At 65.9% G+C, this 24,925-nt stretch carries 20 protein-coding genes and 1 other RNA gene; 11 read left to right on the top strand and 10 right to left on the bottom strand.

From position 1 onward, the window contains the following. The first annotated feature begins 93 nt into the window (after positions 1 to 93). Positions 94 to 1,989, top strand: a complete 1,896-nt coding sequence (gene asnB / locus BFAL_RS00630; RefSeq protein ID WP_055426514.1) for an asparagine synthase (glutamine-hydrolyzing) — start codon at positions 94 to 96, stop codon at positions 1,987 to 1,989. Positions 1,990 to 1,993: 4 nt separating this feature from the next. After that, positions 1,994 to 2,731 carry an aspartate/glutamate racemase family protein gene (locus BFAL_RS00625; RefSeq protein ID WP_055426513.1) on the top strand — a complete coding sequence of 246 codons (738 nt, stop codon included), beginning with the start codon at positions 1,994 to 1,996 and terminating at the stop codon, positions 2,729 to 2,731. A 197-nt stretch (positions 2,732 to 2,928) separates the two neighbouring features. Here BFAL_RS00625 and smc read toward each other — a convergent pair whose 3' ends face one another. After that, positions 2,929 to 6,480 carry a chromosome segregation protein SMC gene (gene smc / locus BFAL_RS00620; protein WP_055426512.1) on the bottom strand — a complete coding sequence of 1,184 codons (3,552 nt, stop codon included), beginning with the start codon at positions 6,478 to 6,480 and terminating at the stop codon, positions 2,929 to 2,931. Between the two features lie 3 nt (positions 6,481 to 6,483). Then, complete coding sequence (locus BFAL_RS00615) at positions 6,484 to 8,007, bottom strand: bifunctional folylpolyglutamate synthase/dihydrofolate synthase (protein ID WP_082440224.1); 1,524 nt, start codon at positions 8,005 to 8,007, stop codon at positions 6,484 to 6,486. A gap of 125 nt (positions 8,008 to 8,132) precedes the next feature. Between BFAL_RS00615 and BFAL_RS11465 the strand changes: the two genes are divergently transcribed. The 3 genes from BFAL_RS11465 (at position 8,133) to BFAL_RS00605 (ending at position 10,141) form a co-directional block, all read left to right on the top strand. Further along, positions 8,133 to 8,633 carry a hypothetical protein gene (locus tag BFAL_RS11465; protein ID WP_236691607.1) on the top strand — a complete coding sequence of 167 codons (501 nt, stop codon included), beginning with the start codon at positions 8,133 to 8,135 and terminating at the stop codon, positions 8,631 to 8,633. Positions 8,634 to 8,684: 51 nt separating this feature from the next. Next, entirely contained in the window at positions 8,685 to 9,128 is a 444-nt protein-coding gene (locus BFAL_RS11460; protein ID WP_236691606.1) for a hypothetical protein, read from the top strand. 149 nt (positions 9,129 to 9,277) lie between these two features. Beyond that, entirely contained in the window at positions 9,278 to 10,141 is an 864-nt protein-coding gene (locus BFAL_RS00605; RefSeq protein WP_236691605.1) for a metallophosphoesterase family protein, read from the top strand. Positions 10,142 to 10,155: 14 nt separating this feature from the next. On the opposite strand, the gene BFAL_RS00600 is transcribed toward BFAL_RS00605, so the two are convergent. Both BFAL_RS00600 and BFAL_RS10510 read right to left on the bottom strand, forming a co-directional pair. Then, positions 10,156 to 11,154 (bottom strand): hypothetical protein, encoded by a 999-nt coding sequence (locus tag BFAL_RS00600; RefSeq protein WP_055426511.1) that lies wholly within the window; start codon positions 11,152 to 11,154, stop codon positions 10,156 to 10,158. A gap of 5 nt (positions 11,155 to 11,159) precedes the next feature. Next, a complete protein-coding gene (locus BFAL_RS10510; RefSeq protein ID WP_082440223.1) occupies positions 11,160 to 12,509 on the bottom strand; it encodes an SWIM zinc finger family protein in 1,350 nt (449 codons plus the stop codon). A gap of 333 nt (positions 12,510 to 12,842) precedes the next feature. Here BFAL_RS10510 and BFAL_RS00590 point away from each other — a divergent pair, with 333 nt between their 5' ends. From BFAL_RS00590 to BFAL_RS00565, 6 genes are all read left to right on the top strand, one after another. Then, positions 12,843 to 13,691 carry an aldo/keto reductase gene (locus BFAL_RS00590; protein WP_152973442.1) on the top strand — a complete coding sequence of 283 codons (849 nt, stop codon included), beginning with the start codon at positions 12,843 to 12,845 and terminating at the stop codon, positions 13,689 to 13,691. Between the two features lie 33 nt (positions 13,692 to 13,724). Beyond that, complete coding sequence (locus BFAL_RS00585) at positions 13,725 to 15,530, top strand: hypothetical protein (protein ID WP_055426509.1); 1,806 nt, start codon at positions 13,725 to 13,727, stop codon at positions 15,528 to 15,530. A gap of 718 nt (positions 15,531 to 16,248) precedes the next feature. Beyond that, positions 16,249 to 16,536, top strand: a complete 288-nt coding sequence (locus tag BFAL_RS00575; protein ID WP_055426507.1) for a type II toxin-antitoxin system RelE/ParE family toxin — start codon at positions 16,249 to 16,251, stop codon at positions 16,534 to 16,536. Beyond that, positions 16,508 to 16,810: a HigA family addiction module antitoxin gene (locus tag BFAL_RS00570; RefSeq protein WP_055426506.1), complete on the top strand. Its 303-nt coding sequence runs from the start codon at positions 16,508 to 16,510 to the stop codon at positions 16,808 to 16,810. Before BFAL_RS00575 ends, BFAL_RS00570 begins: the two co-directional genes overlap by 29 nt. Before the next feature lie 196 nt (positions 16,811 to 17,006). Beyond that, positions 17,007 to 17,189: a type II toxin-antitoxin system HicA family toxin gene (locus BFAL_RS10505; RefSeq protein ID WP_169787180.1), complete on the top strand. Its 183-nt coding sequence runs from the start codon at positions 17,007 to 17,009 to the stop codon at positions 17,187 to 17,189. Next, the gene (locus BFAL_RS00565; RefSeq protein WP_055426505.1) at positions 17,186 to 17,596 is read left to right on the top strand and encodes a type II toxin-antitoxin system HicB family antitoxin; all 411 of its coding nucleotides are present in this window, start codon (positions 17,186 to 17,188) and stop codon (positions 17,594 to 17,596) included. The genes BFAL_RS10505 and BFAL_RS00565 overlap by 4 nt, the downstream gene beginning before the upstream one ends. 103 nt (positions 17,597 to 17,699) lie before the next feature. Here BFAL_RS00565 and ssrA read toward each other — a convergent pair. From ssrA to murD, 6 genes are all read right to left on the bottom strand, one after another. Next, positions 17,700 to 18,096, bottom strand: a transfer-messenger RNA (tmRNA) gene (gene ssrA / locus BFAL_RS10500). Positions 18,097 to 18,295: 199 nt separating this feature from the next. Next, a complete protein-coding gene (locus BFAL_RS00560; RefSeq protein WP_082440222.1) occupies positions 18,296 to 19,351 on the bottom strand; it encodes a cell division protein FtsQ/DivIB in 1,056 nt (351 codons plus the stop codon). Continuing rightward, entirely contained in the window at positions 19,351 to 20,889 is a 1,539-nt protein-coding gene (murC, locus tag BFAL_RS00555) for a UDP-N-acetylmuramate--L-alanine ligase (RefSeq protein ID WP_055426504.1), read from the bottom strand. Before murC ends, BFAL_RS00560 begins: the two co-directional genes overlap by 1 nt. Before the next feature lie 79 nt (positions 20,890 to 20,968). Beyond that, positions 20,969 to 22,189, bottom strand: coding sequence for a UDP-N-acetylglucosamine--N-acetylmuramyl-(pentapeptide) pyrophosphoryl-undecaprenol N-acetylglucosamine transferase (locus BFAL_RS00550; RefSeq protein WP_055426503.1), 1,221 nt, complete (start codon positions 22,187 to 22,189; stop codon positions 20,969 to 20,971). Between the two features lie 75 nt (positions 22,190 to 22,264). Then, positions 22,265 to 23,464, bottom strand: a complete 1,200-nt coding sequence (locus BFAL_RS00545) for an FtsW/RodA/SpoVE family cell cycle protein (protein WP_082440221.1) — start codon at positions 23,462 to 23,464, stop codon at positions 22,265 to 22,267. Beyond that, positions 23,451 to 24,902: a UDP-N-acetylmuramoyl-L-alanine--D-glutamate ligase gene (murD, locus tag BFAL_RS00540; protein WP_055426502.1), complete on the bottom strand. Its 1,452-nt coding sequence runs from the start codon at positions 24,900 to 24,902 to the stop codon at positions 23,451 to 23,453. Before murD ends, BFAL_RS00545 begins: the two co-directional genes overlap by 14 nt. Between the last annotated feature and the right edge of the window lie 23 nt (positions 24,903 to 24,925).

Below are 24,925 nucleotides of genomic sequence, written 5' to 3'. Positions count from 1 at the left end.
AGACGTCGGCGGAGCCGTCGCGCGGTCGTCCCGCCGACGTCTCCCACTGCTATAATTCCCGGAGTTTCCACGACACGTGAAGGAGAACACAGTATGTGCGGCATCGCAGGTTTCGTCAACGACGATCCGGTCGACGTCAAATGCCCGGTCATCAAACGCATGACCGACATCATCGCCCACCGCGGGCCCGACGCCGAAGGCAAGTACGTCGACGAACACGTGGCCCTGGGCCACCGCCGCCTGAGCATCATCGACCTCGAGGGCAGCAAGCAGCCGATGACCAACGAGGACGGCAACCTTGTCATCACCTATAACGGCGAGGTCTACAACTACCAGCCGCTACGCGAGGAACTCATCGCCGCCGGCCACACGTTCGCCACCCACGGCGACACCGAGGTGCTGCTGCACGGCTACGAGGAGTGGGGGCCGAAGCTGCTCGACCGCCTGCGCGGCATGTTCACCTTCGTGATCTGGGACAAGGCCAAACGCGAGCTGTTCGGCGCCCGCGACCGCTTCGGCATCAAGCCGTTCTACTATGCGAGGATGAACGGCACGTTCATGTACGGGTCCGAGATCAAGTCGCTCATCCAGCATCCCGACTTCGTCAAGGAGTTCAATCCCGACCCGCTGAAGGCCTACATGACGGTCCAGTGCAACATCACCGACCAGAGCTTCTTCAAGGGAGTCTTCCAGCTGCCGCCCGCCCACTGGTTCACCTACCGCGACGGGAAGATGGAGCAGCATCAGTACTGGGATCCCAACCAGCGCGAGTCCCGGCAGAGCCTGAAGAAGGTCGTCGACGACATCGACAAGGCCGTGTGCGACTCCGTCGCCGCCCACCAGGTCGCCGACGTCGAGGTGGGATCCTTCCTCTCCGCCGGCGTGGACTCCAGCTATGTCGCCGCGGTCGCACGCCCCGACCACACGTATTCCGTGGGCTTCGACACCGGCCAGTTCAACGAGGCCAGGCAGGCGCACGAACTGTCCGAGATGATCGGGCTCAACAACGAGGCGAAGACCGTCACCCCGCATGACGCGTTCAGCCACTTCCGCCGCATCCAATGGCATCTGGACGAACCGGACGGCAACCCGTCCTGCGTGCCCCTGTACTTCGTCTCCAAACTCGCCGCCTCCCAGGTGCGCGTCGTCATGAGCGGCGAGGGCGCGGACGAGCTGTTCGCCGGCTACCAGCCTTACGGCTTCTACACGAAATCGAAGGCCATCCGCCTGCTCACGGCGGCGTTGGAGAAGCTGCCGCGTCCGATGCGCACCGCTCTGGCGCATGCGATCCGCGACAAGCATTTCCACGGCCAACTGCACATGTACCTGCATCTGGCTCCACCTGAGGAATGCTTCCACGGCTGCTCGCGCGTGATGACCGAGCAGGAGGCCGACGAACTGCTCAAGCCCGCGTACCGCAACGGCACGAGCCAGTGGGTGCGTATCCGCCAGCTGCTGCGCACGCCGAAGCTGCGCAACGTGAGCGACATCAAGAAGAAGCAGTACGCCGACATGCATCAGGGCATGGTCAAGGACATCCTGCTCAAGGCGGACAAGATGTCCATGGCGAACTCGCTTGAGCTGCGCGTGCCGATCCTCGACCGCGAGGTCATGGACGTCGCCGAAACGGTGCCGACCAAGTACCTCATCAACTGGCGCAACAGCAAGTACGCGTTCCGTGAGGCCGCCGCGCGCCATCTGCCGGAGGCCTGGTACAACCGCGAGAAGATGGGATTCCCCGTACCCATCAAGGAGTGGCTGCGTCAGGAGCCCTACTATCGTCTGGTGCGCGAGCTCTTCTCCCGCGACTTCGTCTCCGAGTTCTTCGACCAGCCGACGCTGCTCAAGATGCTCGACGACAACTACGCGGGCAGGAACAACGCGCGTCGCAAGATCTGGACCGTGTACTCGTTCCTCACCTGGTACGACATCTACTTCGTCCACAACGGCGAGAAGCCGGCGATCGACGAGCACATCGAGGGGCGCTGACCGCATGCGCCGACCGTTCTTCGCCGTACTGGGCGGCATGGGCTCGCTCGCCACGGAAAGCTACGTGCGTCTCGTCAACGAGGGCACGCACGCACGCAACGATCAGGAATACCTCGACTACGTCGTGTTCAACGACGCGTCCGTGCCGGACAGGACCGCGTTCATCACCGGGCAGTCGGACGACGACCCGTTCCCCGTGATCGCCGACGACATCGCCAAGGCCACCGCGATGGGCGCGAGCTTCATCGTGCTCACCTGCAACACGGCCCACTACTTCTACGATCATTTCCAGGCGCTCACGCCGGTGCCGATTCTGCACATGCCGCGCGGCGCCGTCAGGCGTCTCTCCACGCTGTACCCGCACGCGCCTTCGGGTACATGCGGGCGCGTCGGGTTCCTCGGCACGATGGGTTCGCGCGCGGCGGGCGTGTACCGGCAGGCCGTCGAGGAGGCCGGGTACGAGTTCGTCGAACCGGACGACGCGCTGCAGGACCGCATCACGTCGCTCATCTACGACGATGTGAAGGGCACCGGCGGGCTGAACCTCGAACGCTACGAGTCGGTGCTGCGCGACATGCTCGACCCGTCCGGACCGGTGCGCGCCGACGCGCTGATTCTCGGCTGCACGGAACTGTCCGTGCTCAACGAGGCGTTCCCGATGCCGCAGCTGCCACTCGTCGACGCGCAGGCCGTGCTCGTCGACGACACGATAGCGCGCGCCAAGGCGCTGCGCGCGTCATAACCAACCGCCGCCTCCGTCACGGCTCCCCCATTGGAGAGAACCACTGGCCCGACCCCGGCTCCCTCCGATGAGGGAGCCGTTTTGTTTGTGGGCGGAAACGCGGGCCACCTCCACCCGGTTCCCTCTGACAAGGGAGCCGGCCCGCCGCAGGAGGGGCCGAGGGAGAGCCCGGAGGGCAACTCCCACGAACCCCGCCGCTACGCCTCGTCTACCAGCTTCTGGCTTACGACCGCGGTGACGCCGTCGGCGCGCATCGTCACCCCGTAGAGCGCGTCCGCGATGGACATCGTGCGCTGCTGGTGCGTGATGACGATGAGCTGGGCGTGCTCGCGCAGGTCATCGAGCGCGTCAAGCAGTCGCGTCAGGTTCACGTCGTCCAACGCCGCCTCGACCTCGTCCATCACATAGAACGGGCTGGGGCGCGCGGTGAAGATAGCGAACAGCAGCGCCAACGCGGTCAGGGAACGCTCCCCTCCGGACAACAGACTCAGCCGACGCACGCGCTTGCCTGCCGGACGCGCCTCCACGATCACGCCGGTGGAGAGCATGTCGTCCGGATCCTCCAGACGAAGGCACCCGGAGCCGCCGGGGAACAATGTGGCGAACACCGTCTCGAACGCCTTGGCCGTGTCTTCGAAGGCGGTGCGGAACACGTCCGTCATCGTCGCGTCGATGTCGCGGATGAGACGCATGAGGTCGTCGCGCGAACGGGCGACATCGTCGCGCTGTTCGTTGAGGTAGCGGTTGCGGGTCTCCAGCGCCTCGAACTCCTCGATGGCCAGTGGGTTGACCTTGCCGAGTCCGGCGAGGTCGCGCCGCGCCCGTTCCAGGCGCTTCTGCTGCTCCGCGCGCACGTACGGCACGGGCTCGCCCTCGCCGCCCACCGGCGGCACCGGCTTGTCGGGCCCGTATTCGCCGATGAGCTCGTCGATGGTCATGCCGAGCTCGTCACGGACCGTGTCGACGATGCGCGCACGGTCGGCGTCGGCGCGCTCGCGACGCACGTCGAGATCATGTTCACGTGCGGACAGTTCTGCGACCTGCGGTTCGACGGCGTCGCGCCGCGCGCGCATGGCCTTCAGCGTCTCGCTGTGGGCCGATGCCGCGGACTGGAGTTCGTCGCGTCGACGTTCCACCCGTTCGACGGCACGCGCGGCCAAAGCGGCGACGTCTCGCGCGGATTCGGCCACCGCACCGGCCTTCGCCGCCCGCGAACGCCGTTCCTCGTTGAGCGCCGCCACGCGTGCGGCGCGCTCTCGCGTCTGCCGGGCGTTGTCGCGCAGCATCGCCGCCTGCCGCCCAAACGACTCGGCCTTGCGTTTCGCCTCCGTCCACGCGATGGTGGCGGCGACCTCCTGATCGCGCGCCGTGGCCAGTGAGGCCTCCAGCCCACGCTCCTGCTCGTCGAGACCGGCGGCATCCGCCCGGCCGTCGCGTCCCTGTGCCAGCGATGTCAACGACGCGTTGAGCTCGTCGAGTCTGGCGACGTGCGCGGCCCGTTCCTCCTCTGCCCGGGCGATGCGGTCCACGGTCTGGGCGATGCGTGAGTCGATGTCGCGCACGAGAGTCTCCGCCTCGGCGAGCGACCGGGCAGTCTGCTCCGTCAGCACCTGCTGTTCGGTATGGCGCCGCGACTGCTCGTCGACCATGGCCGCGGCCTCGTCGAGCGCAATCCGGGCCTTGCCGATCCGCGCGTCGAGGTCATGGAGCCGTTCGGCGAGCGCGGCCGACCGTCGCAGGGCCTCGTCGCGTCGCGCCGCCAGCGACAGGTCGCTCTGCGAGGCCGACGAACCGCCCGAAGCCGCGAATCCGGCCTCGAACACTTCGCCCGTGCGTGCCACGGCGCGCCGGTGCCCGCCTGAGACGACGACCCGCTGCGCCTCATCGGCCGAATCCGTGACGATCGTGTCGCGCAACAGGTCACGCACCGCCGCGACGACGCGCCGCGCCAGCACGGTATCCGGCGCGTCCGGGTTCGCTTCGACGTACGCGGCGAGACGGTCGCCCTCCTCCGCGGAATCATGCGCCGCGGATGGGGCGCCATCGGCGAGACCGGCGTTGATGACCACGGCCTTGCCGAGACGGTCGTCGCGCGCATGTTCCAGCGCACGCACCATGCTTTCGCCGTCCGGCACGATGATGGCGCCGGCGTAACGGCCGAGCGTGTGGGCGACGGTCTCCGCCCATCCGTCGCGCACACGGATGAAGTCGGACAGCGCGCCCAGCACCTGCACGTCGGCCTCGTCGCGCAACGCGCCGGAGGCGTTGCGCGTGTGCAACGTGTCCTCGAGCGCGTCGGCCTTGGCATTGAGCGAGACGACGCGCGAACGGATCCCGTCACGTTCGGCGGTCAACGATTCCAGCACGTCACGGCGCTGCGCGAGCGTCGCACGCGCGTCCTCCAACGCGGTGCCGTCGGACACCCGCAACCGCGCCGATTCGGCCTTGAGACGCGCCGCCTTCGCGGCCGCCTCGTCGCGCGAACGGTTCAGCGCCTCGTGTTCGGCGGCGAGGTCGCGGCCGCGCGTCGCGCCGAGCTCGACCGCGGACTCCTCCCGGGCGATCCGCTCGCGCAGCTTCGCCGCGCGCATGTCGCGCTCCTGTGTGGTGCGCCGCGATTCGGCGAGCGCGCGGCGGACCGCGGCGAGACGCTGCTCGTCGCCGGCGCGCGTCTCGATGGCCTGATCAAGCGCGATGCGGGCCTCGTCGCGCGCGGAGACGTGCGCGGCCGCCTGACGTTCCAGTTCCTCCGCACGACGCTCGTAGACGTCCGGGTCCTCGCCCGGCGCGTCGGCGAGGGAGCCCATGAGCGCGTCATGGCGTTCGCCGGCGATGACGGACAGCGATTCCAACCGCTCCTTCAATTGGGTGAGCGTGCCCCATGACCGGTTGAGCTCGTCGATGGCGGGGCTGGTGCGTCCGGTCTGCTCCTCCGCGCGTTCGATGCCGATTCTCGCCTGCGCGAGTTCGCGTCGTGCCGACGACAGTGCGCCGCGCACCTGCGTGAGTTCGGCGCGCACGTCCGCGAGGCGGTGCATGGCGGCGACCGCATCGTCGGCGTACAGGCGGCTGCGTGCGTCGCGCAACGTGATCTGGATGGCGTCGGCGCGGCGGGATATGCGCGCCTGACGGCCGAGCGGCCCCATCTGGCGGCGGATCTCGCCGAGAAGGTCGTCGAGGCGATGAAGGTTCGTCTCCGTGTTGGCGAGCTTGCGCAGCGCGCGCTCCTTGCGTTTGCGGTGCTTGAGGATGCCGGCGGCCTCCTCGATGAACGCGCGGTGGCCGGACGGGTCGGCGTGCAGGATGGAGTCGAGCCTGCCCTGGCCGACGATCACGTGCATCTGCTGGCCGAGACCGGTGTCCGACAGAAGCTCCTGGATGTCGAGCAGACGGCATGGCGAGCCGTTGATCGCGTATTCGGAGCCGCCGTTGCGGTAGAGGGTGCGCGAGATCGTGACTTCCGTATAGTCGATGTCGAGCGCGTGGTCTGTGTTGTCGATGGTCAGGCTCACCTGCGCGCGCCCGAGCGCGGGCCGCGTGGAGGTGCCGGCGAAGATGACATCCTCCATCGAGGAGCCGCGCAGGTTGCGTGCGCCCTGTTCGCCCATCACCCAGGTCAGGGCGTCGACGATGTTCGATTTGCCGGAGCCGTTCGGGCCGACCACGGCGGTGATGCCGGGCTCGAAGCGCAGCGTGGTCGCCGTGGCGAACGACTTGAAGCCGCGCAGCGTCAGTTCCTTGAGATACAACCGTTACTCGCCTTTCCCGGCAGGGGTGTCGCCGCCTTCCGCGATGGTGGGGTCGGCGGGGTCTTCGATGTCGGTGTCGGCCGGTTCGGTGTCGTCCGGTTCGACGACCGGCTGGTGGATGCTCATCGCCTTCTTCATCACGGGGCTCATATGCTCCTTGAGCATCTCGCGCGCGTCGCCCGCGGTGACGAAGCTGCCGCAGATGAGCACGCCGTGGCCATAGCCGACGCCGAGATCGTCCGCCTCGTCGACGAGGTTGACGGCGGCCTGGATCGCGTCGGGCAGTTCCGGTTCCTTGATGACACGGTCGCGGCCGAACACGTCGACGGCGATCTTCTCCAACTCGTCGGCCGGCATGACGCGGTCGCGCCACGAGTTCTCGGTGACGACCACCTGGCTGAGGATGGGTTCGAGCACGCCGAGATACTCCTCGACCTGCTTGTCCTCCATCATCGCGACCACGCCGACGAGCTGCTCGAAGTGGTAGTTCTCCTCGATGGCGGCGCGCAGTGATTCGGCGGCGTTCACGTTGTGGCCGCCGTCGACGATGATCGTCGGCGAAGTGCGCACCTGTTCGATGCGGCCGGGGATTCTCACGCCGGAGAGCGCTTCGGCGACGATGTCGCCGTCGAGCGCGCCGGAGACCGGGATCACGGCCTCGCAGGCGGCGAGCGCGGCGAGCGCGTTGTGCGCCTGATGCTCGCCGAACTTGGCGATCGGCACCTCCGTGTACGTGCCGAGCGGCGTGGACAGGGTGGCGACCTGGCCACCGACCGCGGGCATGCGGCCCGTGACCTCCATCTCGTAGCCGTCGCGCACGAGCGTGGCGTGATTGCGTTCCGCGGCGGCCTCGATGATGGGCATGACAGCTTCGGCGTGCGGCTGGGGGCCGATGACGGCCGTGCAATCGGGTTTGATGATGCCGGCCTTCTCCGTGGCGATCTGCTCGACCGTGTCGCCCAGCCACTTCATGTGGTCCATGTCGACGGGGCCGATGATTGCCGCGTCGGCGTCGAGCACGTTCGTGGCGTCCCATGCGCCGCCCATGCCGACCTCGACGATGGCGACGTCGACGGGGGCGTCGGCGAACTTCCAGATGGCCATCGAGGTGAGCACCTCGAAGAAACTCATGCGCGGCTTGCCCTGCTCGGTCATCTTCGCGTCGACCATGGCGACGAGGTCCTTGATCTGGTCCCATGCGTCGATGAAGTCGTCGTCGGACAGCTGCTGGCCGTCGATGGCGATGCGCTCGTTGACCTTCTCCAGATGCGGCGACGTGTACAGGCCGGTGCGCATGCCGTATGCGCGGCAGATCGCCTCGGCCATGCGCGCGGTGGACCCCTTGCCGTTGGTGCCGGTCACGTGGATCACGCGGAACGAGTCCTGGGGGTCGCCCAGCAAGTCGAGCATCATCTCCATGCGGTCGAGGTCGAGGTTCGTCGTGTTGTGCTCCGGCGGACGGCTCATGATGTCCAGTTCGACGTCCCTGATGCTTTCGTTGTTCCTGTTCGGATGCTCGAATGACATGTTCGCTCTACGCTCCCTGATGATATTGCTGCTGGTGCTGGTGCCCAAACCACACAATGATAGCCGATTGCATGCCGCGGTCGGGAACGCCCGCCCTTTCTTTCGGTCAAGGCGTATCGACGGCCATGCCGGCGGATGCGCCGGCTTATCCCGGCTGCCATACCGGCGGCCGCATCGGGAGCCATGCCTTCCCCGTCAGGCCAGCACCGCCAGGCCGCCCCTCCGAACAGGCGGCGCTGCGCAGACGCGCCGCCGCAGGTGAACTGTCGCATGTCTATTCCGGCAAGCCGTCATTGTATGCCGCGACCTCGTATTGGAGCGAGCTGACGCCTCCCCAACGCACGATGCATATCGCCCGCTCGTTGGCGAAGGAGCACGACAGCTGGGTGTTCGGAGGACTGGTTGCCGCGGTCGCCTACGGGTTCGAGCACCAGTGGCGTCTGCATGACGGCACGGTGTCCATTGCGGTGACCGATCATGGCACGCATCATTCCGGCAGACAGTTGAAGCGCGTATACGTTCCGAAGGTGAAAGCGGTGGCCGTCACGCATGAGGATACGGGATTGATGCTGCTGCCGCCTGCTTACACGCTGATCGACTGCGCGGCATCGTTCGACTTCCGGTAGGCGCTCCCGTTCTTCGATTCGGCGTTCGCCAAAGGAGTCACCGCCGACGACGTGTTCGCCGCGTGCTCCCGGATGCGTGTCGATCAGGCGACGCTGTCCCGACTGTTGCGCCATGTGAATACGAAAAGCGAGAACGGCGGCGAGTCGTTGGCCCGAGGCACGATGATCGAGGAACGTTTCCGACCGCCGCGCGTGCAGGTGTCGGTACGCGACCCGCAGACCGGAGATGAATACCGAACCGATTTCGTATGGACGCTTCAGGACGGCAAGGTGATTGTCGGAGAGTATGACGGCACACGCAAATACGTCGACCCGGAAATGACCGATAACCGGACGATACAGGAAGTGGTGTCGAAGGAACGGGAACGGGATGAGGCGTTGAAGCGCGCAGGCGCGCACGAGATCGTCCATTTCAATTACGACGACGTCATCAAACGTGCGCCGCTGGTGGTGAAGCTGCTCAAGGCCGGAGTCCCGCGTCGGGAGGATGAATGACTGGTATCCGGAAAGGATGGGGATTCCGCCGACGGAGGACATGCGCCGACATGACCATATGAGAGGATGGAAGGTCGGGATTCCGACGAACCATGTCCGTTCCGATGAGGGAGCACCATGGAGAGGAAAGAACGAAAGGAGACCATACGATGAGGTATTTCACCACGGACACGCATTTCGGGCATCCGCTGGTCAGTGTGCTGCGCGGATACACCACGTTCGACCCGGAGCGCGCCCATTACAACGAACTGCTCGCCACGCACGGCCGCAAGGCCGCCGAGGATTGGGCGAAAGGCGTCGTACTCGACGATTCACGACTCAGCTTCCGCACGACCGCGAACACGGACGCCCACGACGAGGCGATTGTCGCGAACATCAACCGCATCGTCGGCGAGGACGACGAGCTGTGGATCCTCGGCGACATCGGCTTCCGCACATCCGTCAAGCATCTCAAGGATTGCCTGCGCCGGCTGAACTGCCGCAATCTGCGCGCGGTCATCGGCAACCACGACGACTGGTGGCTGGAGAACAAGCCGGCACGCAACCTGTTCGCCTCGATCGAGGCGAACGGCACGGTCGAGCTCGCCGGGCTCGACGCCGCGCATCCGGAGGCGACGGAAACCGTGAACCTGTCGCACTTCCCGTACCGCGAGGACCTCGCCTTCGGGTGGCCGGACGACGCGGCGCGATTCCACGATCAGGCGTTGCCGTTCGACGGGCGCAGGCTCCTGTACGGGCACACGCATCAGCTTTCGCCCGAAGGCGCCCGGCCCGAGGCCCTCAACGTGGGACTCGACGCGTGGGATCTCGAACCGGTGAGCGAAACGCGCGTCGCGGAATGGTTCCGCGCCCATGCGGCGGACGCACCGCGCGCCGCGACGCTCGACATGCCCACATTCCCCGGCCAGGAGCCGGCTCCGGTGCCACGACCGACCGCAAACGAACCTCACACCGTGTCCGGCCAACCGGGCGCCGGTATACATACGGATTCTCATATGGAAGGGAGCCGATGACATGGCGAAGCTCATCATCCTGCGCGGCCTGCCGACCTCGGGCAAGTCCGCTCGGTTCCGTCGGTATTGGCCGCCGTCTCGTCGCCATACTCGTTCAGCAAGCGTTCCAGCGCATCGCGCAATGCCTGTCTGTTCCGGTACATCCGCCGCAGCCTGTCGGCCTCCATGCGCATGCTGTGTGGCCCCGCCGTTTCCGCCACGAGACGCAGTGTGGAACAGATGCGGTCGATGTTCTTCTCCGTGTCGCCTTGCAGCACCTCCGAGTCGGCGTCATGCAACGGTTCCAGCAGCAGTTCGCATGCTTCTTCGACCCGGCCACGCACCATCACGTCGAACAAATCGCGGATGACTTCTTCGTCGCGTCGGTCAAGGCAACGTGCCTCACAGTACTTCCATGCCTCGTCGCTCATTCGTTCCTGTTTCAGCAGCGCTTCGTATGCGTAGTTCCTTCCATAGAACATGGGATCGCTGTGATATCGCTGCTGCAGGTCGACGATTTGGCTGACGTATCCGCCCCAATCATCTCCGGAGAGCTCACGAAGCTTGCCGATATGGTACGCGCCGATTCGCGCGGCCTGTTCGGAGGTTTTCACCTCGGCGCCGAGTCCATTGGTGACAATGCGGTACGAATAGAGCCGACAGAGCCCTTCGGCATCTCCCAGACGCTCATATGCGGCTTCCAGCCAGATCCAGCAGATGCGCGGAGGGAACAACACCGGAGGCAACACGTCGTCGTCGCTGCGACCACAGGTGCATTCTCTGGAAAACTGTTCTCTTTCCCGAGCGACCCGCATATTGACGGCACTTTCGAGATTGTCCATGGCCAGCAGACGCTGCATGAAATCGCGTATCCACCGCCACCCTTGCACGTCGGTGACCATGCCGTAGTCGGATGTCTCATCATGGGTCAGCGCCTGACCTCCGAAGTGGTCATATACGTATGCATAGATTTCACGTCCCGCACTGCCGTCACCGATGATGGTCGGATCTTCCGTGTCCGTATGTTCGGTCATTCCAGTCACCTCCCTGATGCCATGCCGTCGTTCCGCGACATCTGCGCAGCCCCGTCCCTGGGTTCACGCCGCTCCGTCAGATATTCGGCCAGTTCGCTCCGCAGTGCCTTGCGCCTGGGGAACATGCCGATGATCTCCATGCTGATGTCGCACGCGGAGCCAAACCCGTATACGGTTTCGATTCTGCGTATCCATGCGCCCACGTGCCCGGCCGATTCCACGGTATCGGACTCGTATAGGAACGAATCAGGGTCGCGCAGAACGGTGAGCAGCCGCTCCTTCGCCTTCCGGGCACACTCGGGGTCCTTGGCGATCACATCCAACAGACGAACCGTCATATCCGCGGATTTGCCTCCGACCCCGGCATACCGGAACGCGGATTCCGACAGCCGTTCCTCCCGCAGCAACCGCTCATACGCGGGATTCACCGACGGCCACATCAGCATCCGGTCGCGCCGTTCGTGCATCCTCACGATCAGATCACGATCCTCGGCCCAATGCCGTCCGCTGACGCGACGCAACCTGTCCACGTACACAGCCTCCGGATCGGTCTGGGCGATAAGGATGTAGAACACATACAGCCGTCGCAGCCCATTCTCATCGTGAAGATGCTCATAGGCCGCTTCTAGCACAGTCAGCCAGGTATGCGGCAGCTCGTTCAATCTCGTCGGCATCGCCAAAGGAACCAGCAAACGCATATTCGCCATGGTGTCCGCCGATTGGCGGCGACCGCCGCCCTTCCCACGGAGGCTGTCGTCGCGCTCTTCGTACAGCGTCTTGGCTCTCGGCTTATGGGCGCTCTTCCGGTACTCCATCCACTCACGATGACGTTCCTCCGCCGAACGGGCCCTGTCCGATGCGCTGCCGTCACTCTCGGAACGCATACTCAGCAGCTCCAATTCGATATGCACCAGCATCCCGTCCAAATCCTGTGGGCGGTACAGACGCTCCAGAAGAATCCGGACCGTACGCCAGTCCATCTCCTTGAGTTTCTTCCGCGTCGGGAATTCCTTCCTCAGGTACCAGTCGACGCAGAACGACGCCTCACGTGGGAATGCATCCGTGTCCTCGCGTTCACGGCGTGAACGTTCCTCCATCGCGATCAGCACGCCGGCGACATGCTTGCAGTAGCTGACCCGCTGCCCATACGGGCAGGTGCATGCGGCGGAAACCACTCTCCCGTGTCTCAACCGCACATCCACCTGATAATCCTCGGTGCCGCGCACCACGGCATGCCACAGCCCAGCGGAAATCTCCTCGGGGAAATCCACCCTGCCGGCATCGTAATAGGCTTGGCCGCGTTCGAACACCTTGGGATCGAACAGTCGGTAGTAATCATCGATCAAACGTTCCATTGTCCGCACCTCCTTGGGAATCATCTTCGAGTCCCCGAGTGCGGAACGGTACATGTATACCGGAAACCGTGTGGCCATCGGCGTGTCGTGGCGTCCACATGCCCACTCCCTCACGATAAGACCACGCAGGCAACACGTTCACAGGCCCCAGCTGTCGACGATTCCATTCGGACGCCGCAAATAGCGCATATCGAAGAAGACCACACGGAATAAGAGACATGCAGGGCGGACCGGGACATAGCGGGACCGTGGAATTGCCGTACAGTGGAGCGTGGGCGGGATCCACGACGAGCGCGCCCATGACACCGACGAAGGGACCATACCATGACAACGTTGCTGCAACCGCCCGCGAACCCGACGCGCAAGGCGCATGACGGACTCGAACTGCCGGCCATCGGCTTCGGCACTTACAAGCTCAACGGCTTTGCCGGCGCGGATGCGGTCGCCTCCGCGCTGGAGGTCGGCTACCGCCTCATCGACTCCGCGTTCAACTACGAGAACGAGGGCGTCGTAGGCAAGGCGATCCGCGAATCCGCCGTGCCGCGCGAGGAGATCATCGTCACGTCGAAGCTGCCCGGACGCCACCACCAGTACGACCAGGCGCGCACGACCATCGAGGAATCGGTGGCGCGCATGGGACTCGACTACATCGACCTGTATCTCATCCACTGGCCGAACCCCTCGCAGGGCCAGTTCGTCGAAGCTTGGCAGGCGCTGGTCGACGCGCAGAAGCAGGGCGTCGTCAGGCATATCGGCGTGAGCAACTTCCTGCCCGGGCATATCGACCTGCTCATCCGCGCCACCGGCGTGACGCCCGCCGTCAACCAAGTGGAGCTGCACCCGTTCTTCCAGCAGAACGAGCAACGCGCCTACGACGACGCGCACGGCATCATCACCGAGGCGTGGAGCCCGCTGGGACGCGCCAACCAGATGCTCAAGGACCCGACCATCACACGCATCGCCGCCAAGCACGGCGTCTCCCCCGTCGCCGCGATCCTGCGCTGGCACGTGCAGCTCGGCGACGTGGCGATTCCGAAGTCCACGAACCGCGAACGCCAGCTCGCCAACCTCGACCTGACCGGGTTCACGCTCGACGAGCAGGACATGCGCGACATCGCCGCCATGGACAATCCGGAGGGCTACACGTTCGGTCAGAACCCCCACTGGCACGAGGAGGACTGAACCGGAAACGGGTTTCGCGGCTAGACTCGAAGCATGAGTCTTCCCGCGAAACCCCTGCCGTACAAGTTCGATGATCCTCGCGGCGACCGCTCCGCGCCCGTACCGTCGCAACGCACATCACCGGGCCGAAGCACGCCGACCCACGTCCTCGACGCGATCCTCAACCGCATCGAAGCGGAGAAGCGGGACGCGGACGGACGTAACGTGTTGTTCTTCTGGTCGAACCGCTGCATCGAATACGCCGACTACCTTACACATACGGGCATGCCGGAACCGCTGCTCCCTGCGCAGGAGGCGGAACGGATGATTCTCGGTCCGATGGACGCCTATCATCGGGCGCACGGCATCCACCATCACGACGGGCCGTCGGGCATCATGCCGGGCGCTCCCACACTCGACGAGGCGCTTTCCGGGCTGCGCACCGTCGTCGACAACGCACTTCACTCCACGGATTGGGAGCGCGCCTGCCGCAATCTGGCGGTCTGCGCGGCCGCGTTGGCGGCGTTCACGAATTCCGTCGAGGACGAGCGTCACGAGCTGTCCAACGAAAACGACATGCTCGTCAGCGAAATCCGTTGCTACATGGAGAATGTCGCGCGATACGCCGATTCGGCGACGGCGAGCATCGCATTGGATGAGATCGTGAAGGCCGCATACGAGCCGGATATCCAGTTCTACGATCCAGTCAACGCGGCCATGCTGCTCGCGTCCGCCACCGCGTTCGCCCGTCACGACGACAAGACGATATGGGCGTACGACGTCATCGACACGGCGCTCGAACGATTCGGCGAGCGCCATGACGCCGATCTTCCGCATGAGGTGCTGGTCGCGTCGCGTCGCGTGCTGCGCCGCTACATGCTCATGGTCGCATACGATGGGCGTCGTCTCGCTGGCGACGATGCGGGATGCGCCGCGCTGTGGCGCGAGCATCCCGATGAGGCGCCTCTCGCGCTGATGCGCGTCGTCACGCTGCTTGACGCACGCGCGTTCCGCGAGGCGCGCGACGCGACCGAATCATTCCTGCGCACGGTGACGGACCGTTCTCAGGCCGATGCGTACATCATGCACAACGGGCTGCTGCCGGAAGCGTTGCCGCACGGCTGGCGCACGATACTGGAATGTTGTGCGGAAGGGTCGGGTGACGTGGTGCATCTGGCCGAACTGTACCGCGGATACATCGTCGACGGCAACGACAAGAGGGATGCGGCGTATGTGAACCGGCTCCGTCGTCTGCTGCGTTCGTGCGGCGAGTCCGATGCGTCATGGCACGACGAGACGATGCGGCTCGCCCGCCGATGCGCGATGGACATCACGGAACGCATCACCTCGCGGTCCGAGACGACCGCGACCTACGGCGGGCGTGCCACGGAGCGCAGCAGCAGTTGGCGCAATCCGGCGTACGAGAAACTCATCGTGGATGAACGACTGACCGACGACGCGGTCACCTATTGCGCGGCCATCACCCACCCATCGCTGCCCCTGTTGAAAACCCTGGCCATCGGCCACCCAGACAAGGCGAGGGAGACGATTCTGAACGCGATGCCGCAGGGTGCGCTCTCCGAGGACGACATCGCACTGGTCCTGCACGCCGGAACCGCCGATTCGCCCGGGCAATGCGGCGACGGATATGCAACGCAGACGAACGCGCCGCACACGAACACGCTTCGGTCGAACGCGCCCCGATTGAACACCACCCGCGCCACCTACCGGCGAATCGCGAAACAGCTGCAACGCTACGCCGACGTGTTCGACGACATCTCGGCAAGGCGGATCGCCGATCTTATCATCAGACGGCATCCGAACCGACCCGCGTTACGCGAGGAGCTCGCCGGCATCTAGCCGGCAGGTGCCGCCGTGGTTTCCCGGCCGTCATACCGTCAGCGAAGTTGCTCTTGCCCACATTCCGGGAACATTTCGGGAAACCAGTGGTTTCGTACCAACGGCGGAGGTCGATCCTGCATCGTCGAAAGGATCAGCCCCTTAGAAAGAGGAGACCGAAGGCTTTGTGCACCTTCACCCATCATCATACCGCTGGCGGGAAAACCATGCGCGCACTCGAACAAACGCTCCAAACAGACCTCACGTTCCTCCATAACCCTCCATAACGCATGAGGCCCCTCACTCAGATCGCCGACCGGCACATCACCACCAACCACAGCACCCACAGCATCAAGAGGGTCCACCAGCTCGACATGCTCCGCCTGCGGTTGAGCGGAGTGAAGGGTACGCCCGCGCAACTGTCCAGACTATTGGAGCCGTGGGGCATTCGCATCGACAGGAAGACCATAGCCAAATGGGGCAGCGCGGCGTCATCGCCCCCATAGACCACGACGGGAACGCGCCGGTGTTCCTGATTTGGGACGTATGGCAGGCGCACACCCGCCTCGCCGGATACGAGCGCGCACGCCGACATAGCACACGCGCCACATCAGACCGGGAGAAAGCCGATAGGACGGATAGAACGCGGTAGTGCACGGTACGGCGGTGGGCCGATGCATGTTGACGCAGGAAGCCTCCGCCCCTTGACGATACTAACGCATCGTGTTAGTATCGTCGCGTGAGAACAAGAGACGGGGAGCTCAACGACTTCCTCTACGGCGGCCGCTACCCCAAGACATACCCGGCGGGACTCGAGCGCGTCCTCATGCGCAAGCTCCAGATGCTCAAGGCCGCCCACGAGCTGCGCGACCTCAAAGTGCCGCCCGGCAACCGACTCGAACCCCTGAAAGGCGACCCGAAGGGCTGCTGGAGCATCCGCGTCAGCCAGCAATGGCGTCTCGTGTTCGAGTGGGACGACGACAACAAGGAGGCCACCGATGTCTACTTCGACGACTACCACAAATGACTACTACAGCACCCCGGGCGAGATCCTCGACGAGGAGTTCCTCCAGCCGCTCGGCATCAGCCGCTACCGGCTCGCCAAAAGCATCGGCGTGAGCGAGACCGCCATCGGCGAGATCGTCAACGGCAAACGCCGCATCAGCACCCCCATGGCATGGCGTCTGGGCAAAGCGCTCGGCACCACGCCCGACTTCTGGGCGAACCTCCAGACCGACTACGACCTCCTGACCTTCGACCCCAGCGCCCTCGGGGACATCCACCCGCTCGTCGAAGCCTGAGATACGGCAGCCGGCTTGACAAAATGGGGGCAACGCGGCATCGTCCAGTCGACCGGGACGTACGCGGCACCGCCCCCGTCTATCTCATCTGGGACGTCCGGCAGGCGCACACCCGCCTCGCCGGATACGAGCGCGCTCGCCGACCTGCATGAAATGCGCACAGTGCGTATAATGCGTGGTGTGAGGTTCAAGGAAAATCGAGAAGATACTCCGCAGGGACGGGTGGCGGCTCTACTCGCAGAGTGGAAGCCACTGCCAGTACACACACCCCGACAAGCCCGGAAGAGTCACCGTCCCAAAGCACAACGGAGACCTTGCGCCGTTCACCGTCAAATCAATATGGAAGCAAGCCGGCATCAACGAAAGAAGGATCAAATGAAACTCGTCTACCCGGTCGTCCTCTACCCGTCCGGAGTCCCCGGCGGCTACACCGTGCTCTGCCCGGACATGCCCGGCCTCGTCACCGAAGGCCGCGACCTGCCCGAGGCGCTGGACATGGCCGTGGACGCCGCCAGCGGCTGGGTGCTCGGCGAACTTGAGGAAGGCCGCCACGCCCCGCATGCCACCAACATCGCCGACGTCAAGCCCGACGAGCCCGACGGCATCGTCACTCTCATCAGCCTCGACATGGACGCATACGCCGCCAAATACGGCAAACGCAGCGTCCGCAAGAACGTCACCATCCCCGCATGGCTCGACACGTTCGGCGAACAGCATGGCATCAACTACAGCGAAGTCCTGCGCGAAGGCCTCGAACACCGCTACCACGACCTCCAGGCGGCGTAGCGGCTCTCCTGCCGGGCATAAAACCATATAAAACGACATAAACGAAACAGCCGCTCCGCCCTACTCCCGTAAGGCGAAACGGCTGTTTCCCGCGTGCGCGGATTGGTGGAGTCGCGGGGAATTGAACCCCGGTCCGGTGACCGTACCCTCAGTCTTCTACGTGCGTAGTCCGCTGGCCATGCGGCGGTTTTTCTGCTCCCAACTATGTCGCGGACAACCGTTGGCGGGCATATTCGCAGTACAAGTCCCGATGCGACCCTGAGACTCAATCACATCAGCAAGTCCTTTAAACGACGCTCAACTTCTCCCCAAGGACGAAGGAGAGTGAACGGAGCGGCTGCTCACTGGTTAATCCTGGCGCGAAGCTCAGGCAGCGAGAGCGAACTCAGTGCGGTTAGATTTAGCACTTATTCTTTTGCCGGGGGCATCCACGAGCGGACCCGGCGTTCTCGGCACGCTTCCCTGCGACGAACAGGTCACCGTCGAAACCGATCGACCCCATTCTTGAATTATCAAGCCTCCGACCTCGGCGTCACAATGTCAATGCCATGGCGCTCACCTTGACCGGACTTTTCAGAGTACAACCCCAAAGCAGGAATCGCAACCGTGAATCCGCGCGTTCATTCACAGCGAAACCTGCACACCTGCGCACCCGCGCGCCCGCCGCACGTCGCCACGCCACATGCCGCGTATCCCGTGTCACCGCAGCACCGGCCGCAACGGCGCGGACACATCGACCTGGGTCTTGTCCCCGATGACGTTCGGATCGGACAGGATCTTGTCGACCACGGCCTTCTTGAGCTTCAGCTCCGAGGAGTCACCCCAGACGATCACCTGTTTGCCGCCGTCCAGTTCGGTGGTGACGGAGTCCTGCGTCTTCGCGCTCACCTTCGTGATCCGTGCGCGCAGCGATTCGGGCAGCGAGTCCAATATCGTGAGCGTCTCCTTGACGGCCCTGCTGTTCAGCCCCGCGTTGAGGTCGCTCACCTCGATTACCGGCACGCCGGAGACGGAGGCGTCCGAATCCACCGAGTTGAGCACTCTCGCCTTCTCGTCGACGGCGGTCAGCGCGTCGGAGCCCCTCTCCTTGAGCATGGCCGCGGGCCGCTGCGCCGTGATGCTCACGGACAGCCCGTGCGGGAACCGTTTGGTCACTTCGGCCTGGCTCACGCCGGCGATGCCGGTCAGCTGGTCGGTCAGGCCCCGCGTGTCCACCAGCAGCAGCGATCTGCCGGTCTGCTCGTCCACGATCTGCCGGACCTGTCGTTCACTCACCCACTCGTTGGCGCCGGACACGCCCACCTGCCCGGATTCGAGCCTCAGCACGGGCGAGAGGAACAGCAGCCATCCAAGCCCCGCCAGCACCGCGACCACGGCCACCACGGCGGCCACGCGCAATGCGACGATGCGCACGCCCACGCGTTTGCGTTCCTTGGCGCGTTCGGCGAAATCCACTACCTTCGGTCGGGTGGCGAGACCCAGCGTGCCGGAGTTCTCCTGCAGCGTGCGGGCGAGGATGTCCTCGCTGGCGAGACGACGCGCGTCGACGAACTGCCCGGGTTCGGAACGGGAGACGGCCTCATGCGGGTCCGCTCCCCCGACTGCGCGCCGCGGCTTGCGCGCCGTCGCCTCACGGTCTCGTGTGCCGGCCTGGACGTCACCGCGCGTGTCACCGCGGGCGTCGGTGTGGCCGCCGACCCGTCCGATGCGCCCGCTCCTGCCCGACCCGTCGGACCTGACGACCCGTCCGCCCATCAATCACAGCTTTCGCGGTGGGCTTCGAGCGCGTGCAGGATCACCTCGTCCATGTCGGTGATGTCGCCGGCGCCGACGGTGAACACGACGTCGCCGTGATGCGCGCGCATGGCCATCATGCGCGCCGCGAGGTTCATGTCGTCGACGGCACGGAATTCGACGCCGCTCATGCCCTGCGATTCGCGCACGATGGTGAGAGGCCCGACGCCCGGGAAATCCTCCTGCTTCTCGCGCGCAGGGAACACGCCGGTGACGATGACGTCGTCGGCCTTGGCGAGCGCTTCGGCGAATTCGTGCGCGAAGAACTTCGTGCGGCTGAACAGGTGCGGTTGGAAGAGCACGCGGATTACGCTGTGCGGGTAGCGCCGGCGGGCCGCGTCGAGCAGCGCGGCAATCTCGGTGGGATGGTGCGCGTAGTCGTCGACGACGGTGACCTGCTTGACGACGCCGCGGATCTGGAAGCGGCGGGAGGCGCCGCGGAACGAGGCGATCGCCTCGGCCGCGTCGGACGGGGCAACGCCGAGCAGTACGGCGGCGGTGAGCGCGGCGGCCGCGTTGCGCGCGTTGTGCAGTCCGGGCACGGCGAGCGTGACCGGCAGGTCGAGCGCCTCGCCGCCGGTCGCTTCGGCCGGCAGGTGCAGGGTGAAGTGTTCGGCGCCGGTCTCTGCGGCTTCGCGTTCGGATTCGATGTGGACGTATGCGGCGCCGTTGAGGCCGTCATCGCCGAACGTGGCGGGGTCGGCGGTGCCGTATGCGATGGCGTGCGCGGCGACGGCGGGGTCGAGCGCGCGCAGCACGGCGAGCGCGTCGGTGTCGTCGGCGCAGATGACGACGTGGCCGGTGGCGTGGCCCGCGTGTTCGACGAATGCGGCGCGGTAGTGCGTCTCGTCGCCGTAATGGTCGAGATGGTCGGCTTCGCAGTTGGTGATGACCGCGATTTCGGGATGGTACTTCTCGAAGCTGCCGTCCGATTCGTCGGCTTCGGCGACGAGCGCCGCGCCTGCACCGACGTGGCCGCCGTCGATGGTGGTGCCGTCGGGGCCCTGGATGCTTCCGCCGATGGCGTAGCTGGGGTCCTGCCCGCACCGGCCGAGCACGTGGGCGAGCATCGAGCTGGTGGTGGTCTTGCCATGCGCTCCGGCCACGGTGACCGCGCGCCTGCCGTGCATGAGAAGGGCGAGGATGTCGCTGCGGTGCACGACGCGTTTGTCGGAGCCGTGGGCGGCGACGATCTCGGGATTGTCGGGCTTGATGGCGCTCGAGTAGACGATGGTGTCCGCGTCGGCGACGTTTTCGGCGCGCTGCCCGAACGCCACGGGGATGCCGAGCTCGACGAGACGGTCGGTCTTGGCGCTGCGTTCCCTGTCGGAGCCGGTCACGGCGACGCCGCGCTCGTGCAGCATTTCGGCGAGGACGGACATGCCGGCGCCGCCGATGCCGATGAAGTGCGTGGCCCCGAGCACGTCCGTGGTCTCTTCCGGTTGGAAGGCCGCGCGTGCGGGGTCGAGGATGATGGATGATGTGGTGTCTGCGCTCACGAAACGTGCTCCTTGTCAGGGATTGTCGGGCCGTTGCGGAATCGGGCCTCATTCATTATGGCTGCCGGCATGGCCGTCGTCACGATTCGACCGGGGTGCGGCCGTCCGCCAGGTCGAGTATGCGCCGCGCCATGGTGTCCGCGGCGTCACGGATGCCGTATCGCCAGGCCTTGGCGCCCATGCCGTGCAACGCGTCGGTGTCGGCGAGCAGCGCGGGCACGTGTTCGCGCACCCACGCGGGAGTGAGTTCCGCGTCGGCCACCATGACGCCGCCTGCGGCCTCCACCACGGGTTGCGCGTTGAACCGCTGTTCGCCGTTGCCGATGGGCAGCGGCACGTAGACGGCGGGCAGTCCCAGCGCCGTGAGTTCGGCGACGGTGCCGGCGCCGGAACGGCAGATCACGAGGTCGGCGCATGCGAACGCGAGGTCGATGCGCTCCAGGTATTCGGCGACGTGGTAGTCGCCGTGGAGGCCGTCCACGCCGTCTTCTCCGTTGGATTCCCCGTTGGACGCGGCTCCCCCGCCGAGACCGGCGAGATGCTCCGCTCCCGCGTTCACGCCCACGAGCTCGCGCACTTCGTCCGCCTTGCCCTTGCCGGTCAGGTGCACGACCTGCGCGTGGGCGAGGATGTCTCCGGAGACGGCCGCCACGGCGCGGTTCACGTTGGCGGCGCCGAGTGAACCGCCGGTGACGAGCACGAGCGGGCGGTCCGGGTCGACGCCGAGTTCGGCCGCGGCCTTGCGGCGTGCGGCGGCGCGGTCGGTTTCGAGCGCGCCGACGAGCGCGGCGATGGCGGGCCGCAGGGGCAGACCGACCCGTTCGATGCGCCCGTCGCCGTGCGCCTTGAGTCCGGTGCCCTCGTATACGGTGCCGATGTAGTCCGCCCAGCGAGCGCCGAGCCTGTTCGCCATGCCGGCGCGCGCGTTCTGCTCGTGGATGACGATCGGCAGGCCCATGCGGTGGGCTTCGGCGTACACGGGGGCGGAGGCGTACCCACCGAAGCCGGCGACCACGTCGGCCTCGCGCGCTTCGAGGATGCCGTGGACCTTGCGCGTCTCCGCACGCCATTTGCCCGGGAACCGCAGCATGTAGAGGTTCGGCCTGCGCGGGAACGGCACCTTGTCGATGGCGTCGAGTTCGAAACCGGCTGCGGGAACGAGGTCCTTCTCCAGTCCGACGGCGGTGCCGATGACGCTCACCCGCGCATCCGGCTCCAGCTTCTTGATCGCGTCGGCGACGGAAAGCAGCGGATTGACATGTCCGGCGGTGCCGCCGCCGGCGAGGACGATATGCTTCATGGGTACCGAGCATAGTCACGCGCGTGGTCCGGGCGCGTCACCGACATGCGCCCGGTGCGCTATGACGCCACGACGCTACAGTCGTGACGAGTCCGCCTTCACCTCGGGCTGCTGACGCATCAACCGCATCGCGAATCCGGCGGCCATCAGACACATGAGCAGCGACGAGCCGCCCGATGAGATGAACGGCATGGGCACGCCGAACACGGGGAACAATCCCACGACGACGCCGATGTTGACGAGCGCCTGCCCGACGAACCACGTGGCGACGCACATGAGCGCGATGGCGTTGTAGCGGTCCTTGGCCTGTATCGCGCTGCACAGGAGGCACCATCCGAGGATGACGAAGATGAGGATCACCATCGCGCAGCCGACGAAACCGAGCTCCTCGCCGATGATCGCGAAGATGAAGTCGTTGTGGGCGGCGGGCAGATAATTCCATTTCTCGCGCGAATTGCCCAGTCCGACGCCGAGGAACCCGCCGGAGGCGATGGCGTAGCGCGCGTGGGTCGACTGGTAGCAGATGTCCTGCGCGTCCGCCGCCGAGCATTGCATGTAGGCCGCGAGCACGCGCTCGCGCCTGTTGGGGCTCGACGCCACCAGCGCGACCACGCAGGCGACGCCGGCGCCGGAGATGACGCCCAGCGCGCCGAGGGGGAAACCGGAGACGAGCAGACCCACGAAGCCGATGAGCATGACGATCATGGCGGTGCCGAGATCCTTGCCGCCTATCACGAGCGCCAGGCACAGCCCGTATACGATGAAGACCGCCTTGTACGCCGCCCATATCGACTTGACGGTCGCCTTGAAGCCCTTCGCGTCGCGGAGCCTGCGCCGTGCGACGACGAGGGCGGAAGGCATCCACATGCACAACGCGAACTTGGTCAGCTCGGCCGGCTGGAACGTCTGCGACGTTCCGGGAATCTGGATCCATCCCTGGTTGCCGTATTGGCCGACGCCCAGCGGCGTGAAGGTGAGCGCCTGGCCGACGATCGCCGCGATCACCATGAAGAAGCCCTTCCTGCGGTACACGTCCACCGGGACCGCGCTCAACGCCATGCCGACGGCCAGACCCACGACGCACACGATGGTCTGGCTGATCGTCGCGGTGAAGGGCGATCTGCCCTCCGACGCCGACGACGCGGCGGACGACGAGAACACCATGATCACGCCGAAGAAGCTCAGCGCTATCACCGCCGTGCGGAAGCCGTGGTAGCACCACAACGGATTGGACAGGGCGCGCAGGCCCCTCGGCTCGCCGTCAGTGCGCGCCATGCGCCTTCACCCAACGTCGTGCGGCGTCGGCGAACCGGTCGCCGCGATCGGCGTAGGAGACGAACTGATCCATGGAGGCGCACGCCGGGGCCATGAGCACCACGTCGCCGGGCCGCGCATAGGCGCCGGCGGCTTCGACGGCGCGGTCCATCACCGTGGCCTTCGGCTCCGGCTCGATGACCGTCAGCGGCGTGTCGGGCGAGGACGCCGCGAACGCGTCGAGCATGGGCCGCTGGTCCACGCCGATGATGACCGCCGCCTTGATGGTATGCCTGCGGTCGGCGACGAGATGCTCGAAGCGGCTCCCCTTGGCGAGACCTCCGGCGATCCATACGACGGACCCGTCCGCGAAGCTCGTCAGGGAGGCGTTGGCGGCGTGCGCGTTCGTGGCCTTCGAATCGTCGACGAAGCGGATGGTCCGCCCATCGGCGTCCGGCTCGGTGGCGGCGACGGTCTCGATGCGGTGGCCGCCCGGACGGAACGCCTTGAGCGCGGCGAGCGCCTGGTCCTTGTCGGCGCCGTAGCCGAGCACGAGCGCGAGCGCGGTCAGTGCGTCGGCGAGCAGATGCGGGTAGACGGTGCCATCCGGCTCGGTCAGGTGCGTGAACCCGGCGATCGGCGCAAGACGGACGGCCTGTCCGGGCTCACCTCCGGCGACGCCGCTCATGTCGACGATCCAGCCGTCGGACACGCCGATCTGGCCGGCCTTGGGCTCGTGCAGCGTGAAGCCGACCTTCCTGCACCCGGGTGCGGGTTCCGCCGCCTCCGCCTTGGCGGTGACGAGCGCGTCGTCCGCATTGTAGACGAGGGCGCGCCTGACGCCGTGGAACACCTTGGCCTTGTCGGCGGCGTAGTTCTCGCGCCCGCCATGCCAGTCGAGGTGGTCGTCGGCGATGTTGGTGATCGCGGCGCAGTCGAGCGCGAGCGAATCGGTGAAGTGCAGCTGGAAGGAGCTCAGTTCGACGCACAGCACGTCGTGTTCGGGGTTGGTGGCGCAGCGTGACAGCGACATGGCCATGTTCCCGGAGGCGATGTTGCCGGCGCAGGGCGCGTCGTGGCCGCATGCGGTGAGCATGGCGGACGTCATCTCGGTGGTGGAGGTCTTGCCGTTGGTGCCGGTGATGCCGATCCAGCCGGCCGGAGCGCCGGTGCGCGCCGTGGGCACGCGCAGCCGCCACGCGAATTCGACCTCGCTCATCACCGGGATGCCGCGCCGTTGCGCTTCGAGGATGAACGGCGTGCGCGGGTTGAACACGGGGGACGACATAACGTAGTCGACCGTGCTCCAGTCGATGTCGTCGAAGGAGTGCAGGTCCGCCTCGGGCTTGCGCTCGTCGACGCCGATGACCTTCGCCCCGCGTTCGCGCAGCACTTCGGCGAGCGAAGTGCCGGAGACGCCGAGCCCCGCGATGACGACCGTCTTGCCTGTGATGTCCATGATGTGACCCCCTTAGGATGTCC

The sequence above is a fragment of the Bifidobacterium aesculapii genome (genome assembly GCF_001417815.1).
Lineage (GTDB): Bacteria > Actinomycetota > Actinomycetes > Actinomycetales > Bifidobacteriaceae > Bifidobacterium > Bifidobacterium aesculapii.
The sequence above is the reverse complement of the archived record's forward strand: the minus strand, read 5'-3'. Positions and strand labels throughout refer to the sequence as shown.

Coding starts and splice junctions, on each gene's coding strand:
- asnB (WP_055426514.1), top strand. CDS start 94: ATGTGCGGCATCGCAGGTTTCGTCAACGACGATCCGGTCGACGTCAAA.
- BFAL_RS00625 (WP_055426513.1), top strand. CDS start 1,994: ATGCGCCGACCGTTCTTCGCCGTACTGGGCGGCATGGGCTCGCTCGCC.
- BFAL_RS00615 (WP_082440224.1), bottom strand. CDS start 8,007: ATGTCATTCGAGCATCCGAACAGGAACAACGAAAGCATCAGGGACGTC.
- BFAL_RS11465 (WP_236691607.1), top strand. CDS start 8,133: ATGCCGGCGGATGCGCCGGCTTATCCCGGCTGCCATACCGGCGGCCGC.
- BFAL_RS00605 (WP_236691605.1), top strand. CDS start 9,278: ATGAGGTATTTCACCACGGACACGCATTTCGGGCATCCGCTGGTCAGT.
- BFAL_RS00600 (WP_055426511.1), bottom strand. CDS start 11,154: ATGACCGAACATACGGACACGGAAGATCCGACCATCATCGGTGACGGC.
- BFAL_RS10510 (WP_082440223.1), bottom strand. CDS start 12,509: ATGGAACGTTTGATCGATGATTACTACCGACTGTTCGATCCCAAGGTG.
- BFAL_RS00585 (WP_055426509.1), top strand. CDS start 13,725: ATGAGTCTTCCCGCGAAACCCCTGCCGTACAAGTTCGATGATCCTCGC.
- BFAL_RS00570 (WP_055426506.1), top strand. CDS start 16,508: ATGTCTACTTCGACGACTACCACAAATGACTACTACAGCACCCCGGGC.
- BFAL_RS00565 (WP_055426505.1), top strand. CDS start 17,186: ATGAAACTCGTCTACCCGGTCGTCCTCTACCCGTCCGGAGTCCCCGGC.
- BFAL_RS00560 (WP_082440222.1), bottom strand. CDS start 19,351: ATGGGCGGACGGGTCGTCAGGTCCGACGGGTCGGGCAGGAGCGGGCGC.
- BFAL_RS00550 (WP_055426503.1), bottom strand. CDS start 22,189: ATGAAGCATATCGTCCTCGCCGGCGGCGGCACCGCCGGACATGTCAAT.
- BFAL_RS00545 (WP_082440221.1), bottom strand. CDS start 23,464: ATGGCGCGCACTGACGGCGAGCCGAGGGGCCTGCGCGCCCTGTCCAAT.
- murD (WP_055426502.1), bottom strand. CDS start 24,902: ATGGACATCACAGGCAAGACGGTCGTCATCGCGGGGCTCGGCGTCTCC.